Source organism: Methylosinus sp., from assembly GCF_036560965.1.
In the GTDB taxonomy this organism is placed as follows: Bacteria; Pseudomonadota; Alphaproteobacteria; order Rhizobiales; family Beijerinckiaceae; genus Methylosinus.
This window is the reverse complement of record NZ_DATBQF010000032.1, coordinates 1-17,219: the sequence shown is the minus strand read 5'-3', so window position 1 is coordinate 17,219 and position 17,219 is coordinate 1. Positions and strand designations below refer to the sequence as shown.

Here is a 17,219-nt window from a genome sequence, read left to right as displayed (position 1 = left end):
ATTATGATCGATCGAACGGTCCCGTTCGATCGGAAAGCGCTAGGATTCGCTCAAAGCCAGAGAGACGAGATTCGATCCATGCCTAGCGATGCGCCCGGCGAGATCGAGCTCCAGCAGCGCGGCGTTGACCTCGCGCGCGGGCAGTCCCGCAGCGCGCACGAGATCATCGACGGCGACAGGCGCGGGGCCGAGCAGCGCCATGATCCGCGCGATCGGATCGACGGCCTCCCGCTGTTCCGTGAGCGCGACGCGCGGCGCGCTGGCGGGCTCCGGCGTCACGGGCGCGGCGCGCTCATGCGCGAAGCTCGTCGTCCGCTCCTGCAAAGAGAATAAATCCTCCATTTCTTCCCAGAACGGCTCCTCGGCGCGCGGGCCATCCCCTTCGCCGAAGAGATCGCCTTGTCGGCCGGCGCTGGCGGCGAGCGCGCGCGTGACGTCGTCCGGCCCGGCGCAGAGCGTCGCGCCCTGGCGCAGGAGATCATTGGTCCCTTCGGCGCGCGGATCGAGCGGCGAGCCGGGAACGGCGAAGACCTCGCGGCCCTGCTCGATGGCGAAGCGCGCGGTGATGAGAGAGCCGGAGCGACGCGCCGCCTCCACGACGACGACGCCGCGCGACAGCCCCGACACGATGCGGTTGCGGCGTGGAAAATCGCGGCCGCGCGGCTCCCATTCGAGCGGCATTTCCGTCACCACCGCGCCGCCCCGCGCGACGATCTCCTCGATGAGCGGAAGATGCTCGGACGGATAGGGCCGCGCATGGCCGCCGGCGAGAATCGCGATGGTTCCCGCGGCGAGGCTGGCGCGATGAGCGGCGAGATCGACGCCGCGCGCGAGGCCCGAGACGATGACGTAATTCTCCCGCGCCAGCCCCTGCGCCAGCCGCTCGGCGAAAGTGAGCCCGGCGGCCGAGGCGTTGCGCGAGCCGACGATGGCGACGCAGGGCCGCGACAATATCTCCGCCGAGCCGCGAAGCGCCAGCAGCGGCGGCGGCGCGTCGATCGCGCGCAGCGGCGGCGGATAATCCGCATCGCCGAGCGCAACGAAGCGAACGCCGAGCTTTGCGGCGCGCGCCATCTCGGCGCGCACGTCGTCCGGCTCGGCGATGCGGATCATCCGTCCATGGGCGGAGCGCGCGAGAAGATCGGGAAGCGCCTCCAGCGCGGCCTGCGCGCCGCCGAATTTATTGACGAGCTGGCGAAAGGTGCGCGGCCCGACATTCTCCGAGCGTATCAGCCGTAGCCAATGAAAGAGCTGCTCCTCCGTCAATCGGCTCGCGGAGGACGGCTCGCTCATCCCTTCTGTCCGATCCGGCTCTCGGTCCCGGCGAGCAGGCGACGGATATTGTCGCGATGCTTCCACCACAAGAGCGCCGCCATGGCCGCGAAGACGATCGCCTCCCCTCCATGGCCGCTCGCCGCGAGGACCAGCGGCGCAGCGAGGCTCGCCGCCAGCGCCGAGAGCGAGGAGTAGCGGAACAGCGCGGCCACCGACAGCCAAACGGCGGCGAAGGCGAGGCCCGCCGGCCAGCTCAGCCCGAACAGCGCGCCGAGAAAGGTCGCGACTCCCTTGCCGCCGCGAAAGCGCAGCCAGACAGGCGCGATATGGCCGATGAAGGCCGCCGCCGCGGCGATCACGGCGCCATCGGGCGCGATCTGCGCGCCGACGAATGCCGCGGCCGCGCCCTTGAGCGCGTCGAGCAGCAGGGTCGCCGCGGCGAGATCCTTGCGCCCGGTGCGCAGCACATTGGTCGCGCCGATATTGCCGGAGCCGATCGAGCGAATGTCGGTCGTCCCGGCGAGCCGCGTCAGCAGCAGGCCGAAGGGAATCGCGCCGAGGAGATAGCCGACCGCCAGCGCGCCGAGCTCGGGAAAAGGAAAAGCCGCCAAGGAACTGAAATCCGCGCCGCGCGGCCGGCGCCTTTCGCCGTACGCGGAGCGCAAACTAGTCGAGCCCGCCGCTCCCCGCAAGACGAAGCCGGAGACGAGAGGAAGACGCGGTCGCGCCGGCCGCAACGCTCGAATTGGCTCGAAACATGCTTACTACTCTAATTCAAAGCTTCTAGTCTCATTTTGAAACATAATTTTCGAGCCGACCATGGCCGAATTCGAAACGCTCGTCGATCAAATCTATCGCGCAGCCACCGACTCCGATCTGTGGCCGCAAGCGCTGCACGAGCTGGCCGCCTCGGTGAACGCGGCCGGCGGCGTCATTCTCACGCGACGCAGCGACGCTTGGATCGGCTGGCGATATTCCGCCGCCATGTCCGGAGTCGACGATTATCTCCGATCGCCGGCCGTCGCGAGGAGCGCGGCGACCGTCCGCCTCATCGCCGCCGACCGGGCGGGCTTCGTCGACGCCTATGACGTTTTCACGCCGGAGGAATGGCTCGCCGATCCGGTGATGACCCATTGGGGAACACCCGCCGGAATGCTCCACGCCGCCGCCGCGGCCATCCAGATGCCGACCGACGATTTCGTGGTGATCCATCTGACGCGCCGCATCGGGCAAGCCGCCTTCGAGCCCGCCGACATCGCGCGCCTCGACGCGTATCGCCCGCATCTCGCGCGCGCCGGCTTTCTGGCGGCGAGATGGCGTCTCGAGCGCCTGCGCGCCGCCACCGAGGCGCTCGCGCAGATCGGGCTTCCCGCCGTCGCGCTCGACCCGCGCGGCAGAGCGTTGGCCGCGAATGCGCTCATCGAGACGCTGACGCGGCACGTCAAATGGTTGCCCGACGATCGCATCGCGCTCGCCGATTCCGCCGCCAATGCGTTGCTGCGACGCGCTCTCGCCGATGTGTCCGATCCCGCCGCCGCGACAACGCGCTCCTTTCCCGCCCGCGGCCGCGACGACGACACGGTCGTCGTCCATCTCGTTCCGCTGACGGGCGAGGCGCGCGATCTCTTCGACGGCGGATGCGCCTTGCTCGTCGTCACGCCGGTCGCCGCGCGCCGCGCGCCGGACCCCGCGCTGATCCGCGGCCTCTTCGATCTCACCGCCGCCGAAGCGAGCGTCGCCAGCGGCATCGTCGAGGGCCTGTCGCCGGATCAGATCGCCGAACGACACGGCACCACGCCGGCGACCGTGCGCTGCCAGCTCAAAGGGGTTTTCGCCAAGACCGGCGTCGGCCGCCAATCGCAGCTCGCCGCGCTTCTCGCGACGCAGCTCAAGCTGCCCTATCCCCCCAAGCCGCCCAATCCTCTGACGGAATAGCTCGCGGAATAGCGCGGCGCTCCGTCTCGGCGCGTCCCGTGCTAATTTGGCGCCCATGTCTCGCGCCGGCCGCCTCTTCGAACTGCTGCAGATCCTGCGTGGCCGCCGACGCCCCGTCAGCGGCGCCGAGCTCGCGCGCGAGGCCGGCGTCTCCTTGCGCACGCTCTATCGCGACATTGCCGCGCTGCAGGCCATGGGCGCGGAAATCGAAGGCGAGCCGGGCGTCGGCTATGTGCTGCGGCCGGGCTTTCTGCTGCCGCCGCTGATGTTCTCCGAAGAGGAGCTCGAGGCGTTGGAGCTCGGCGCCAATTGGGTCGCGCGGCGCACCGACGACGGACTTTCCCACGCGGCGCGCAGCGCCATGGCGAAAATCGCCGCGGTGCTCCCGCAGCGACTGCGGACCCGTCCGCAGGACGACGCGTTGATCGTCGGCGCGGGATGGCGCACGGCCCAGGCTGGCGAGCTGACGCTGCTGCGCCGCGCGCTGCGCGAGGAGCGCAAGCTCACGATCTCCTACAGCGACGGAAAAGGCGCGCGCACGCGGCGCATCGTCTGGCCGGTGGCGCTCGGCTTTTTCGAATCCGCCCGCGTGCTGGTGGCCTGGTGCGAGCTGAGAGGAGACTTCCGCCATTTCCGCGCCGACCGGATCGAGGCCGCGGAGATGCTCGACGAGCGCCCGCCACGCCGACGCCATGCGCTGCAAAAGGACTGGCGCCGCTCCATGCTGACAGAATCTGACAGCGCCCCGGTCTATGGACGCTCCATCTCGGGACAGACCAAGGGAGACTCCATGTCCGATGAGCTGATTCTCTACACCAATCCGCAATCGCGCGGCATGATCGTCCATTGGCTGCTCGAGGAGATCGGCGCGCCCTATTCGATCGCGGTCGAGGACTATGGAACGACGATCAAGGCGCCGGAATTTCTGGCGATCAATCCGATGGGCAAAGTGCCGGCGATCCGCCACGGCGACGCCATCGTGACCGAATCGGCCGCGATCTGCGCCTATCTCGCCGACGCCTTTCCGCAGGCCGGCCTCGCGCCGCCGCCGGCCGAGCGCGGCGCCTATTATCGCTGGCTGTTCTTCGCCGCGGGCTGCGTCGAGCCGGCGATGAGCAATCATTCGGTCGGCTGGGACCCGGCGGCGGATATGCAGCGCCGCTTCGGCTACGGCTGCTACGCCGCGGTCGTGGACACGCTGGCGGCGGCGGTGGCGGGCCGGCGCTATATCGCCGGCGACGCCTTCAGCGCGGCCGATGTCTATGTCGGCTCGATGATCGGCTTCGGCTTGCGCTTCGGCGCATTGGAGAAGCGGCCGGAATTCGAAGCCTATTGGGCGGGCCTCGAGAACCGTCCGGCGCGGCTGCGCGCCCTCGAGCAGAATGAGGCGCTCGCGTCGCGGCAGGCCTGGGCTCCGGCCTGAGCCGGCCTCGCTCTGGGCGGGGAGATCGCCCCGCCCGGACGATTTCTGTCGAGAGCTCGGCGCGATCGGCAATTTTCCCGAGCGGCGCCGTTCCCCATGCGCTAGAAAGCTGCGGGGCGAAAGCGCTATCAAAGCGACAGAGATGACGGAACCAGAACGCAGACCGCGCCCGCGCGCCTTCCGACTCGACGGCGAGCAGATCGTCCCGCCCAAGAGCGCGAGGCCTCAGGAAGCGGATCGCCCGGCGGCGAGCGTCTTCGAGGCGCAGATCGACGTCTTCGAGCTGGAGGCGCCGCCGCGCGATTTCATCGAGGAGGAGAAGGCGATCGAGGCCGCGCAGAAGCGCGGCGTCTTGCGCAGCGTGCTGGTCTCCTGGGGCGGGCTGTTCGTCTCGGCGGCGATGGGACTGCTGTCGCTCGCCGGCGGCCTCTGGCTCACCAATCTCGTCGAGGACCTCTTCGCCCATTCGGCGCTGCTCGGAACGGTCGGCCTCGTTCTCGCCGGCGCGGCGCTGGTCGCGGCTCTGGCGATGCTCGCCAAGGAAATCGCCGCGATCGCGCGACAGAATCGCATCGCCAAGCTGCATATAGCGCTCGCCGAAGCGCGCCTCGGCGACGACATAAAATCCGCGCGCGAGCATGTGAAAGAGCTGTGCAAGCTCTATGAGGACCGCCCGGAGACCGGCCGCGCGCGCGCTCTGGTGCTCGAATTCTCGCAGCAGATCATCGACGGGCGCGATCTCGTCGATCTCGCCGAGCGTCATCTCGCCCATCCGCTGGACGCGCTGGCGCGCCGCGAGATCGCCGACGCCTCCAAGCGCGTGTCCATCGTCACCACTGTGAGCCCGCGCGCGCTGCTGGACGTGCTGTTCGTCGCCGCCCAGGCGATAAGGCTGATGCGCCGCATCGCCGAAATATATGGCGGACGGCCGGGAATGCTCGGCTTCTTCAAGCTCGCGCGCTCGGTCGGCGCGCATCTCGCGATCACCGGCGGCCTCGCCATCGGCGATTCGCTGTTGCAGCAAGTGGTCGGGCACGGCATTGCGGCGAAGCTCTCCGCGCGGCTCGGCGAGGGCGTGCTCAACGGTCTGCTGACGGCGCGCGTCGGCATTTCGGCCATGGCGGTGTGCCGGCCCATGCCGTTTAGCGCAGAAAAGCCGCCAGGCGTCGCCGATGTGGCGCCGTTCTTGTTCGGCGATCGCGGCGGCGGCTGACGGCCCCCCTTGCGGCGACGCGAAAACTGTCTCCTCTCGACGAAAATTGTCTCCTCTCGACAAAGTCATCTCCTCTCGAAAAGACGACAAGCGGATGAAGATCACCACCTGGAACATCAATTCCGTGCGACTGCGCATGCCGATCGTCGCGCAGCTCCTGAAGGAGCACGCGCCCGACATCCTCTGCCTGCAGGAGACGAAGTGCCGCAACGCCGAATTCCCCTATTCGGATTTTCGCGCGCTCGGCTATGAGCATTTCGCCATCAATGGCCAGAAGGGCTATCACGGCGTCGCCATCGTCTCGAAACATCCGCTCGAGCTGCTGGAGACGCGCGACTTCTGCGAGAAGGGCGACGCGCGCCATGTGTCGGTCGTCTTCGCCAATGGCGGGACGCCGCTCAAGGTGCATAATTTCTACGTGCCCGCCGGCGGCGACGAGCCCGACCGCGACATCAATCCGAAATTCGCGCATAAGCTCGATTTTCTCGACGAGATGGCCGAGTGGATCGTGCGCGACCGCATCACCGATGGTCGCGTGCTGCTCGTCGGCGACCTCAACATCGCGCCGCTGGAGCACGATGTGTGGAGCCACAAGGCGCTTCTCAAAGTGGTGAGCCACACGCCGGTCGAGGTGGAGAAATTCGGCCGCGTGGTCTCGGCCGGACGCTGGATCGACACCATGCGCCGCTTCGTGCCGAAAGAGGAAAAGCTCTATACGTGGTGGAGCTATCGCGCCTCCGATTGGGAGGCCTCCGACCGCGGCCGCCGGCTCGATCACATATGGGCGAGCGAAGCGCTCTCCGAAACGCTCCAGCAGACCTCCGTGCTGCGCGAGGCGCGCAATTGGACGCGGCCGTCCGATCACGTGCCGGTGACGATTTCTCTCGCGATCTGACGGGCGCCGACCCTATTCTAGCGCCGATCCTTCGAGCGCCGATCATTCAAGCGCCGACTTGCGCCCTGAGCTCAGAGAGCGAGGCGAAGCGGCGCACGCGCCCATCGCCGCGAATTTCGACGGAGCCGTTCGAGTACATCACATAGAGCGCGCCGCCATTCTCGTAGCGGTCGACCTCGACCGGCTCCTCCTCGACGTAGCGCTTCGGCGCATAGGCCTCGAACCCCGGCGGCGGGGCCATGGCGGTCGGCGGGGCCATCGGCGCGGGAGTCGGCGCAGGCGCAAGAGCGGGATTTGCCGGCGCGGCGACGCGCGGAGCGAGCGCGAGCAGCGCATGGTCGAGACGTGACAGAGCCGCGGCGATCGCCAGCGTCACCACGCCGCCGGACAACGCCACGGCGCCGGAGATGAACAGGCTCCAGCCACGCTCGATCTGGATTTTATCCCAGCCCTCGAACATGGCGGCGAGGCCCCAAGCCGCGAGTGTCGCGCCGAGCCCGAAGACGCCCCAACGCGTCAGACGAAAATACCAGACGCCCCGCATGTTCCGCCTCCTCGCTCTCGCACGGCTGTCGCGCGACGGAATCGCGTCGCCGGCATCTGTTACCACGCCGCCCGCCCGCGCGCCGCTGCAACGGTTTTCGACGCGCATTCGGCGCGAGAATTCCGGCGCGATTGTGGTCGCGTCTGGACCCGCCGCCGCAACGGCGCTTCCACATAATATTCAATCCCCTAGAAAACAACATATATGCGTCGTAACGCCACATGGAATTCGGCGGCGCCAATACAGACATGAAAAGTAGAGACGACTGTCTCTGATACGCAACCCGGCAACGATCCGCCCATGTGAGGGGAGTCGAAACCATGGATACGCGCTCGAAGAGGCGTAGTTTATTTACACTCACCTTTCTCTTCGCCTTGGCGACTGCAGGTTCTGCTTTCGCGCATGGCGGCGTAAAGCTGGAGCAGGACGAATGCGTCGTGACGGTCGGACCCGTCAAAGTGCATTTCATCGGCTATCAGCGCAAAGGCGAGCCGGAGGAGTTTTGCGACGACATCGCCCGGACGGGGCCGACGGTGATCGCGCTCACCGCATTGGAATTGGGTCGCCTCCCCGATTCCTACATGGCCCAGAACATGGCCCAGAATCAGGCTCCCGCGAGCCCGGCCGTGGATTTGCGCGATATCGCCATCGGCGTGCGCATCGTCAAGGATGCCGGCGAGGAGAAGGAAAAGGCCGATATCGGCGCCGCGACAGAATTCTATGCGCCGCCGAAAATCCATCGCAACGCCACCATGACCTTCGAGCACGACTTCAAGGAAGCGGGGAATTATGTCGCCATCATCACCGTCGCCGATCGCGACGGCCAGGAATGGAGCTCGCGCTTTCCGTTCCGCGTGGGCGTCTTCAGCCTTTGGAACACGATCGAATATATCCTCTACGGGATCGGCTTCCTCGCGCTGAGCGGCGGCCTCTGGCTCATCGCCTGGCGGCGTCCCCCGGCGGAGCACGCCCCCGACGGCGCCTTCCATCAGGCCGAATGAGAGAAATCTCCGAGCCCGCCCGATCTGTTCGGGCGGGTTTTTCGCGCGCGAGCGGGCTTGTCGTCCGAGCTTTGCATGAAACTTGTTAGACTGCGGCCGTGCGAAGTTGCTTGGAGCCCTGCCGGGTTCTAGGTAGAGGCGAGCGGAGCATGCTGCGCTCGCGAACCCCAGTCAGGAGCATGGATTATGAGCTTCACCCTCCCCGAACTCCCCTACGCCTATGATGCGTTGCAGCCCTATTTGTCGAAGGAATCCTTCGAGTATCATCATGACAAGCATCATGCGACCTATGTCACCAACGCCAATAATCTGATCAAAGGCACCGAGTTCGAGGACAAGCCGATCGAGGAGGTCATTGTCGCCTCCTACGGCAAGAACGTGCCGATTTTCAACAATGTGGCTCAGATCTACAACCACTCCGAATATTGGAAGTGGCTGAAGCCCAATGGCGGCGGCGCCATCCCCGGCAAGGTCGAGAAGGCGATCGTCGAGTCCTTCGGCTCGGTCGACAAGTTCAAGGAAGAGTTTCAGACCCAGGGTCTCGGCCAGTTCGGCTCGGGCTGGGTGTGGCTCGAGATCAAGGACGGCAAGCTCGCCGTGCGCAAGACGCCGAACGCCGAGAACCCGCTGGTGTTCGGCGCCAAGCCGCTGCTGGTCGCCGATGTGTGGGAGCACGCCTATTACATCGACTACCGCAACCGCCGCGCCGACTTCCTCAAGGCCTTCCTCGAGCATCTCGTGAACTGGGACTATGTCGAGGAGCTCTACGAGGCGGCGACGAAGTAAGACGCTTTCATACGGCGGCGGCGCGATGCGTCGCCGCCGTCAAATTTTCCTATAAGCGTCGTCGCTCGCGCTGCCGAACGTCCAAATCAATGATTTGCAGGTAAATATCGAATTGCCGCGAGAAGAATGCCGGTCGCGACTACCGTCAAACCTCCGAGCTTGACGGTCATCCGCAGTTCGAGCTCGCGCAAATCCGCTTTTGTAGCAAGCTCCTGGCTCGTCGCCTCGGCAAAGGCCTCGGCCGCTGCTTTTGCCTGCTCATGCGTGAAGCCGCCCGCCTCGAGCTTTTCGACGAATTTCAACGTGTCGAATGCAATGCCCAACGGTGCGCTCCCTTTCCCGACCTTAAATAGCGCGGTTCGCGCTTTGTTGCGAGGGGCGCCTTTTGTTCGATCTATCGCTCGATATTTCTGCGCAGCAGCTCGATAACGTCCGCCACTGTGGCGACCCTCGCCCACTCTGTTCGCGGCGCCCGAATCTTCAACCTTCTTTCGAGGTCGAGGGCCATCGCCGTAGCATCGTCCGAGAGCAATGCGAGATCCTCGATGATCCGGCTTGATCGCTCGATCTCGGCGCCGGAAGGCGTCAGTGTTCGGAGGACGGCGAGAACCTCGTTCTCGATATCGCGCACGCCGACATTCTCCCGAAACGCCGAGGCGAGACTTTCTCGTCAGACCAAGCTCGCGCAAAACCTCTGTATCTTCGAGCAGGCATCCTCGAGCGTCGCATTGGAGGCGGCGTAGGAAACGCGGAAATTCGGCCCCGTGCCGAAGGCCGAGCCCTGCACCACGGCGACGCCTTCCGCCTCGAGCAGCGCGGTGACGAAATCCACGTCGCTCTCGATCACCTTGCCCTCCGGCGTCTTGCGGCCGATCGCCTCCTTGCAGGAGGGGAAGACGTAAAACGCGCCTTCGGGCGACGGGCATTGCAGATATTTGGCCTGGCCGAGCATGGAGACGACGAGATCGCGCCGCTCCTGAAACGCCTTGCGGAACACGGCGAGATGATCCTGCGGCCCTTCCAGCGCCGCGACCGCCGCCCATTGCGCGATGGAGCAGGCGCCCGAGGTCTGCTGGCCCTGCAGCATGTCCATCGCCTTGATGAGCGCGGCCGGGCCGGCGGCGAAGCCGATGCGCCAGCCGGTCATCGCATAGGCCTTGGAGACACCGTTCATCGTCAGCGTGCGGTCGAAGAGGCCGGGCTCGACCTGCGCGATGGTGGCGAATTTGAAATCGCCATAGACGAGATGCTCGTAGATGTCGTCGGTGAGAATATGCACCTGCGGATGGCGCAGCAGCACCTCGGCGACCTGTTTCAGCTCGTCATGCGTATAGGCGGCGCCGGACGGGTTGGACGGCGAGTTCAGCACCAGCCATTTGGTGCGCGGCGTGATGGCGCGCTCCAAATCCTCCGCCTGCAGCTTGAAGCCATGCTCCATCGTCGTGTCGACGAAGACATTGGTTCCGCCGCAGATGGCGACCATCTCGGGATAGCTCACCCAATAGGGCGCCGGAACGATCACCTCGTCGCCGGGATTGATCGTCGCCAGAAAGGCGTTGAAGAGAATGTGCTTGCCGCCGCTGGCGACGATGACGTCCGTGGCCTTGTAGTCGAGGCCGTTCTCGCGCTTGAACTTCTTGGCCACGGCCTCGCGCAGCTGCGGAATGCCGAGCACAGGCGGATAGCGCGTCTCGCCGCGGCGGATCGCCTCGACGGCGGCGTCGCAGATGTGCGTGGGCGTGTCGAAGTCCGGCTCGCCCACCGAGAGCGAGATGACCTCCCTGCCCTGCGCTTTGAGGTCACGCGCCTTCTGCGTCACGGCGATCGTGGCAGAGGGTTTCACACGTGACAAAGCGTCGGCGATAAAGGCCATTTGGAGAGCTCCTCTGGAGGATGTGTGCGCTGCACAATCGTCTCTCGAAGATAGACGCCGCGGGCGTGTGGGGCAATCGAAAATCGCTCCCTCCCCCGCGTCGAAACGAAGCGATTAACCTCTCGCCCCTAGACTTCCTGCGCTCGGCCTCGCCGAAGCCCGAGGAGCAGCGCGGAAGTGGAGAGGCGCGGGACGATGTGGGAGAAGCTGCGCAGCGGCGATTGGCTGGACGAGGAGCGCTTGCGCGTCTATCCGGCGATGCTGCTGCTGCTGGCGGTCGCCTGCGTCGCGGCCGTGCTGATGACGGCGACCGGCCGCTTCGACGCCAATGGCCATCCGCTGGGCACGGATTTCAGCCAAGTGTGGGTGGCGGGCCTCGAGACCTTGCGCGGCCATCCGGAAGCGCCTTTCGATCTCGAGCGCCATATCACGCAGCAGCGCGCCGAATTCGGCGCCGACAGCGACGTCTACGGCTGGCATTATCCGCCCTTCTTTCTCGCGCCTGCGGCGGCGCTCGCGCATCTGCCCTATCTCGAGGCGCTCGCCGTCTGGCAGACGGCGACGCTCGCGCTCTATCTCGCCGCCGTCCTCGCGCTCATGCGCGGAAGCGTTGCTCCGCCCTGGCGCGTCGCGCTGATGGCGCTGGCTTTTCCGGCGGCGCTCGTCAATCTCGGCCATGGGCAGAATGGATTTTTGACCGCCGCTCTGCTCGGCTTCGGCTTTCTCGCCCTGCGGCGGCGGCCTGCGCTCGCGGGCGTCTGCTTCGCGCTGCTGGCCTATAAGCCGCAATTCGCTCTCGCGCTGCCGGTCGCGCTCATCGCCGGCGGCCATTGGCGCGCGCTCGTCGCGGCCGCGGCTTCGCTCCTCGTCATGACGCTCGCCAGCATCTTCGCCTTCGGCCCGGAGAGCTGGATCGCCTTTCTGCAGAGCCTCGACGTCACCCGCGATCTCGTCGTCGAGCGCGGCGCCGCGGGATTTCCGAAAATCCAGAGCGTCTTCGCCGCCATGCGCCTGCTCGGCGCGGGCATAGCGACAGCTTATGCGGCGCAAATGCTGGTCACGACGGCGACCGTCGCCGGCCTCGTCTGGCTATGGCGCGGCCCCGCCGATTTCCGGACCAAAGCCGCCGGCGCGATCGTCGCGACATTCCTCACCACGCCCTATTGTCTCGACTACGATATGACGGCGCTCGCGCCTGCCTTCGCTCTGCTCGTCTCGCAAGGGCTGGAGCGCGGCTTTCGGCCCTATATGAAAAGCGCTCTGGCCGCGGCTTTCGTCATTCCACTCGCGGCGCGGCCCATAGCGACGGCGCTGTCGCTTCCCCTTGGCGCGGTCACGATCGCGGCATTGTTCGCGATAATTCTCTCAAATGCGCGCGACGCATATTTTCGCCATGCGGACGCCGCTGCGCCGCTACGATCAGCGCCCTGAAAGACCATAAAGAATTCACCTCGCGAAAAAATTCGGCGGCGACTGCTCGAGAGATGAAACTTTTCGGGCCGCGCCGCCGTTTATTCTTCGTCGAGCGAGACGATCCTTCGCAGGATCGATCGCGACGCGTCGGACGTTCTGGGGGAGAGCGTCTCGGGAGAGGGTGCGTCATGTCGTTGGTGGACAAGTTCGAAGATCGCATGGAGCCGGCTTTTACGCGCAGCTTCGATCCGGAGTCGGCGCGACGTCAGTTCAGGGTTTCTCTTTTCCTCGTCGCCGCAATGGCGCTCGCGGCCTTCATCCTTGGATTCGCGCTGCCGCTCAACGCGCCGCGCACTTCGCCGCCGACGCCCGCCATCTCCTCCGATGCGGGCGACTTCTCCGGCCGCCTCGTCACCATGGGCGCGACCGACTGACGGCGCGATCGATCGAATCATAAAGAAGCGCGGCCCGGCCGGAGCCGAACCGCGCGTCGGATTCGTCGTCAGGCGTTCGAGATCACGTCAGATCCAGAGATCGCGTCAGATCCAAGCTCACTTCATATCCATGGGCTTGTGGTCGTCCTTGTGGTCGTGGTCGTGATGGTCGTGGTCATGATGCTCTTCGGCGCCCACCGGAGAGGTCACGCCACCCTCCGGATGAGCCTTCTCCCAGCGCTGCATCGCCTCGGCGTCATGCGCATGCTTGGCGTCGGGCGCATCGACGGCCGCGTCGACGGTCACTTCGCCCGCTTTCTCGAACACGAGAACGAGCTCCATTCCCCAGCCGACGGGATTGATCTTCTTGACCTCGGCCAGAACGGCATGCGGTCCCTCGGGCGAGAGCGTCGTCGTCTTATTGGCGGCGATGGCGATGCCGCCGTCGGCGATGGTGTGCTTGGCGTCGGCATGCAAGGTGACCTTGCCGACGTTCGGGGATTTGATCGCGATCAGTTTGTCGGCCCCGCCCTTATTGTGGATGAAGGCGTAGAAATAGGCCGTGGTCTCGCCGTCCTTGGGCGCGCGCACCCAGGGATGCTCGATCGTCAGCTTGCCGAGTTCATATTCGTGAGCCTGCGCCGAGCGCATCGGAGTCAACGCGCCGAACGCCGCGCCGCCCAATAGAGCGCCGCCCGCCGCCAACAGATCACGCCGCTTGATCATCATGTGCGTTCTCCCTTACTTGCCCGACGTAGCCCGTCGGTCCGTTGCATTCGTCGCTCGATTGTCAGCGAGGCTCCTCGAGCCTCGTTCCGCCGCATCGCGACCATGCGACGAATTGCGCGCCACTCCGTTTCCCGCCGCTCAGTGCTGATGCGGCGAGACATAGACGATCGGCTCTTTCGCGGTCAGCGCGATCTGCGCCTTCAGCAGCGAGAGATTGCCGTCATCCGTCCCGAAGTGGCGGAAGCGAGCTCGGACATAGCCAGAGCGATCGATGAGGAAATGACCTTCTGGAATCTCATTGATCACAGGCTCGTCGAGATAATGGTTGATGAGAGAATAGGTGAGCTCCGTGGCCTCCTTGTGACTCGGCGTCAGAGCGTCCGGATCGGCGGGACATTCGCCGAAATAATCGGTGACGTGATGCGCGCCCATCGCCTTCACCGCCTCGGCGGCGGCGTTCAGGCTCGCGACGCGAACGGCGAAATCGGCGTCCTCCGGCTTGCAGCGCGCGAAGGAGACGAGAGTCGGCACGCCGCGCAGCTTCTCGATGTCGTCGGTCTCCGCCTTGGGATCGTCGAGCGCGAAATTGGGCGCGACCAGCCAAGGGATCACGCCTTTCGGGCTCAGGAAGCGCGACTGGTTCGAGTTCGACAGGACTGTGAGGAAATTGATGATGTCCCAGCGCTCGTCCTCGCTGATCGCATCGCCGAAGGGCGGCATGACGCCGCTCTGCCCGCCATAGGTCAGCCAATGGAAAATATCGCCCAGCGTATGCGTCGCGACATGCGGCGCGGTGAGATCGGCCGGCGGGACCTTGAGATCCTTGGACATGGGCCCGTTGCCCTCGCCGGTCACGCCGTGACAGCCGGTGCAATTGGCCTGGAAGGTCTCATAGCCGCGCTTCACCGAGGCCGCCGTATAAGCGATGGGCGGATCGGTGTAGGTCTCGGGATAGGACTGCACCGACAACGAGACCGTGCCGCTGACGACCGCCGCCAGCGCCAGAGCGGACGTCGCATATTTCCGCCATTGGCCCAGTTGCGGCGGCGGCGTGAGGCCTGCCGCGGCGACTAGCGCGGGCGCGAACCAGGCCAAAGCGGCGATGGCCGCCAGAACCGCTCCGCCGACGCCCCATTGCCATGTGGGGTCGATCCAGGGAATGACCTTGAGGCCCCATGTGCCGGCGTAAGTGACGCGGAAAGGCAGCGGCCAATAGACATTGGTCTCATGCGCCGCGGGCGTGATGGTGGCGATCCAGCCGGCGATGAATAAAAGTCCGAGCGCGCAAGCTCCTTCTACCCCGCCGATCTTGCTATACCAGGCAAAATCGAAATCCTTCTTGGAGCTGGAGAGCGTCAGATAGCGCGCCAGCGAGAGGGCGAGCAGCAGGGCCGAGCAGAGCAGCGCCAACTTGACAGTGAGCAGGCGTCCATAGGGCGTCGCCAGCATCAATCCGAAGCCGCCGACCGTCTCCCAGGCGAGGATGAGCCCGCTGATCAGCACGATCACCATGGCCGCTTTGGCGATGAGCGACCAGCGCTCGGCGAGCCGCCAGGCGACCTCCGGCGGCTTGCCGCGGCCGGTGAGCATCCAATAGACGAGGCCGAGCAGACCGCCGATCCAGGTGAGGCCCGCCAGAGTGTGGAAGGGGAAGCTCAGCTGCGTGTAGATCGGCAGACTGTCGTCGACCGCATGGCCGGTGACCGAGACCACCGCGAGCACGGCGAGGCCGAGACCGAGCGTCGCGCGATCGAGCCAGAGATTGCTCACGCGCAGCCGCACGAGCGTCGCCGCGGCGAAGACAGCCGCGAGCATCTGCGTCGCCACCCAGGCCTTGCCGATCACAGTGCCGGAAATGAACTGCGACAGCGACGGCCAGTCGAGCGGACGCTCGGCGGGGATGATGTTGCGCGCCGAGGCCACGATCAGGCCGAAGCCGAACAGCAGGCGCAGGACAGCAGCAGCTGCGATCGGCTTTTTGAAACGCGCGCCGTCCTCCTCTATGAGGCGGGGCAGCAGCAATAGACCGACGGCGAGAGCGGACAGAACGCTCTCCACGAAGCGAAGCGTCGCCAATTCCATTGATTTCGACTTCCGTTACGCTCGCGAACGCGGCGCAGCGCCCCGCCGATCGGCGCCGCCCGCTTTCAAGGATGTTCGTGAGCCAGAGTTAGTGAGCGTCGACCGTGAACTCGTATTTCCCCTCGACTATGTGGCCGTCCGAGGAGAGAACACGATATTTCACGACATATTTGCCCGCCGCGAGCTCGGGCGCGTCGACCGTCAGCTCGCGCGGCTTGTCGGGCGCGCCCTTCGCGCCTTCGACGACGACCTTGCCGCCCGCATCGAGGATCGCGATCGTCGAATAGGCGGCCTCCACGCCGCCGCCGAAGCGCAGCTTCACGAATTTGGGCGAGGCGGCGACATGGTCCTTGGCCGACGGAGACGCGTCGACCAGGAAGGAATGCGCCAACGCCGCTCCCGCGCTCATGCATAGAAACGCCGCCACGAGGCTGGCTCCGAACTTCACCTTCATCGTCGCTCCTCCCATTTTATTCGTTTATTCGCATCATGATCTGGGCAGTCGGCCCCGTCTCTTCAAGACGACTTCAGCGCGTCTGCCGAATCCACGGCCTTCGGCTTCGATTGGCTATGGCGCCAATAAACGCCGACCATCAGCGCGATCAGCACGGCGCCGAGAACTTGCGGCACATAGGACCACAGCGTCTGTCCAACCATGAATTTGAACTGCTTGGTCTCTTTCTCGCCATTGGGACGCGTGAGCGTAACATAGCCGATGAAGTGACCCTTCTCGGTGAATTTGTGCTCGAAATTGAACGTGCCGGTCCTGTAGAGCTTGGGCGGCAGATGAATGAGCGTGAGCGGCTCGAGATCTGTGCTGGCCGACACCGGCACGAGCGGATCGCGAATGATGCGCAGCTCGATCGGCAGATCACGAAAATCCGGATTGGCGATGTCGAAAGTGAAGATGATCCGGCCGACGATCGGAATATGCTCGCAATATTGATCGCGCGCGCCCTCCGCCTCATAGGCGGTGATGTGGATCATGTCATAGCCGAACATGACCATGCACATATTGTCCATGACCATCGCTTCCGGACCGTCGCCCCCGGCGCGCGCCGGAGTAGCGGCAAAGGACGCGAAGAGCAGCGCCAACGCCAATAGACAAGATTTCACTGACCGAACGATCATCGCTTTCCTTCCTCCCGGCCACGCGCGCCTCGCGGCCGGCGCGTCGCCTTTTTTTGTTTCGGGCTGCGAGGAGCGAAGATCAACGCGCCCTCGCCTATCCCAATTTTCTTAGTGCAAAAAGGAACCGATTTGAAATCGCTATTTCGTCGGCGACTCTGCGGAGACGCTCGCTCCCGGAACACCGCGTCGGCGTGTGACTCTATGCCGAAACTCTAAGCGTCTTTTGGCGCGGACGCGACAATTTCTCCTGCGTCGAAACGCCGCATTCATCGCATCACGATATAATCGTCCGGTTCAGGCTCTCGACGCGAAAGACTCGTAATCGCAAGGCCGCGGAGATGTGATCGCAAAAAGAAACCGGCCGGGCGCAAGGCCCGGCCGGCGAATGTTTCAGCCTCTATTCGAGGTTCGATCAGGGCATGTCGCCGGCGACGAACTTCGGAATGACCGGGCCGCCGATTTCGGTGGCGTAGCGCTTGCCCGAC

The 17,219-nt window shown here is 65.3% G+C and carries 18 protein-coding genes; 8 read left to right on the top strand and 10 right to left on the bottom strand.

The window, feature by feature from the left end:
• Nucleotides 1-39: 39 nt before the first annotated feature.
• Entirely contained in the window at nt 40-1,293 is a 1,254-nt protein-coding gene (gene dprA / locus VIF40_RS10020; protein ID WP_331937378.1) for a DNA-processing protein DprA, read from the bottom strand.
• Nucleotides 1,290-1,886, bottom strand: a complete 597-nt coding sequence (plsY, locus tag VIF40_RS10015) for a glycerol-3-phosphate 1-O-acyltransferase PlsY (protein WP_331937377.1) — start codon at nt 1,884-1,886, stop codon at nt 1,290-1,292. Before plsY ends, dprA begins: the two co-directional genes overlap by 4 nt.
• Nucleotides 1,887-2,094: 208 nt before the next feature.
• Here plsY and VIF40_RS10010 point away from each other — a divergent pair, with 208 nt between their 5' ends.
• The 4 genes from VIF40_RS10010 to xth all read left to right on the top strand — a co-directional run bounded on the left by VIF40_RS10010 (nt 2,095) and on the right by xth (nt 6,741).
• Complete coding sequence (locus VIF40_RS10010; RefSeq protein ID WP_331937376.1) at nt 2,095-3,210, top strand: helix-turn-helix transcriptional regulator; 1,116 nt, start codon at nt 2,095-2,097, stop codon at nt 3,208-3,210.
• A gap of 55 nt (nt 3,211-3,265) precedes the next feature.
• Complete coding sequence (locus VIF40_RS10005; protein WP_331937375.1) at nt 3,266-4,633, top strand: HTH domain-containing protein; 1,368 nt, start codon at nt 3,266-3,268, stop codon at nt 4,631-4,633.
• A gap of 142 nt (nt 4,634-4,775) precedes the next feature.
• A complete protein-coding gene (locus VIF40_RS10000; protein WP_331937374.1) occupies nt 4,776-5,846 on the top strand; it encodes a TIGR01620 family protein in 1,071 nt (356 codons plus the stop codon).
• Nucleotides 5,847-5,940: 94 nt separating this feature from the next.
• Entirely contained in the window at nt 5,941-6,741 is an 801-nt protein-coding gene (gene xth, locus VIF40_RS09995) for an exodeoxyribonuclease III (protein WP_331937373.1), read from the top strand.
• A gap of 46 nt (nt 6,742-6,787) precedes the next feature.
• On the opposite strand, the gene VIF40_RS09990 is transcribed toward xth, so the two are convergent.
• Complete coding sequence (locus VIF40_RS09990) at nt 6,788-7,285, bottom strand: hypothetical protein (RefSeq protein ID WP_331937372.1); 498 nt, start codon at nt 7,283-7,285, stop codon at nt 6,788-6,790.
• Nucleotides 7,286-7,605: 320 nt separating this feature from the next.
• Here VIF40_RS09990 and VIF40_RS09985 point away from each other — a divergent pair, with 320 nt between their 5' ends.
• On the top strand, nt 7,606-8,286 hold the full coding sequence (locus VIF40_RS09985; RefSeq protein ID WP_331937371.1) for a hypothetical protein: 681 nt from the start codon (nt 7,606-7,608) through the stop codon (nt 8,284-8,286).
• Between the two features lie 186 nt (nt 8,287-8,472).
• Complete coding sequence (locus tag VIF40_RS09980; RefSeq protein WP_331937370.1) at nt 8,473-9,072, top strand: superoxide dismutase; 600 nt, start codon at nt 8,473-8,475, stop codon at nt 9,070-9,072.
• An 86-nt stretch (nt 9,073-9,158) separates the two neighbouring features.
• On the opposite strand, the gene VIF40_RS09975 is transcribed toward VIF40_RS09980, so the two are convergent.
• The 3 genes from VIF40_RS09975 to VIF40_RS09965 all read right to left on the bottom strand — a co-directional run bounded on the left by VIF40_RS09975 (nt 9,159) and on the right by VIF40_RS09965 (nt 10,945).
• Nucleotides 9,159-9,395, bottom strand: coding sequence for a DUF1640 domain-containing protein (locus tag VIF40_RS09975; protein WP_331937369.1), 237 nt, complete (start codon nt 9,393-9,395; stop codon nt 9,159-9,161).
• A gap of 71 nt (nt 9,396-9,466) precedes the next feature.
• Nucleotides 9,467-9,703 (bottom strand): hypothetical protein, encoded by a 237-nt coding sequence (locus VIF40_RS09970; RefSeq protein ID WP_331937368.1) that lies wholly within the window; start codon nt 9,701-9,703, stop codon nt 9,467-9,469.
• Nucleotides 9,704-9,742: 39 nt separating this feature from the next.
• Complete coding sequence (locus tag VIF40_RS09965; RefSeq protein WP_331937367.1) at nt 9,743-10,945, bottom strand: pyridoxal phosphate-dependent aminotransferase; 1,203 nt, start codon at nt 10,943-10,945, stop codon at nt 9,743-9,745.
• A gap of 195 nt (nt 10,946-11,140) precedes the next feature.
• On the opposite strand from VIF40_RS09965, the gene VIF40_RS09960 reads away from it, so the two are divergent.
• A complete protein-coding gene (locus VIF40_RS09960; protein ID WP_331937366.1) occupies nt 11,141-12,376 on the top strand; it encodes a glycosyltransferase family 87 protein in 1,236 nt (411 codons plus the stop codon).
• A 170-nt stretch (nt 12,377-12,546) separates the two neighbouring features.
• The gene (locus VIF40_RS09955; RefSeq protein WP_331937365.1) at nt 12,547-12,792 is read left to right on the top strand and encodes a hypothetical protein; all 246 of its coding nucleotides are present in this window, start codon (nt 12,547-12,549) and stop codon (nt 12,790-12,792) included.
• Between the two features lie 117 nt (nt 12,793-12,909).
• On the opposite strand, the gene VIF40_RS09950 is transcribed toward VIF40_RS09955, so the two are convergent.
• The 4 genes from VIF40_RS09950 to VIF40_RS09935 form a co-directional block, all read right to left on the bottom strand.
• A complete protein-coding gene (locus VIF40_RS09950) occupies nt 12,910-13,521 on the bottom strand; it encodes a copper chaperone PCu(A)C (protein ID WP_331937364.1) in 612 nt (203 codons plus the stop codon).
• 138 nt (nt 13,522-13,659) lie between these two features.
• Nucleotides 13,660-15,603: a c-type cytochrome gene (locus VIF40_RS09945; protein ID WP_331937363.1), complete on the bottom strand. Its 1,944-nt coding sequence runs from the start codon at nt 15,601-15,603 to the stop codon at nt 13,660-13,662.
• An 88-nt stretch (nt 15,604-15,691) separates the two neighbouring features.
• Nucleotides 15,692-16,057: a copper resistance CopC family protein gene (locus VIF40_RS09940; protein ID WP_331937362.1), complete on the bottom strand. Its 366-nt coding sequence runs from the start codon at nt 16,055-16,057 to the stop codon at nt 15,692-15,694.
• A gap of 62 nt (nt 16,058-16,119) precedes the next feature.
• Entirely contained in the window at nt 16,120-16,734 is a 615-nt protein-coding gene (locus tag VIF40_RS09935) for a hypothetical protein (protein ID WP_331937361.1), read from the bottom strand.
• Between the last annotated feature and the right edge of the window lie 485 nt (nt 16,735-17,219).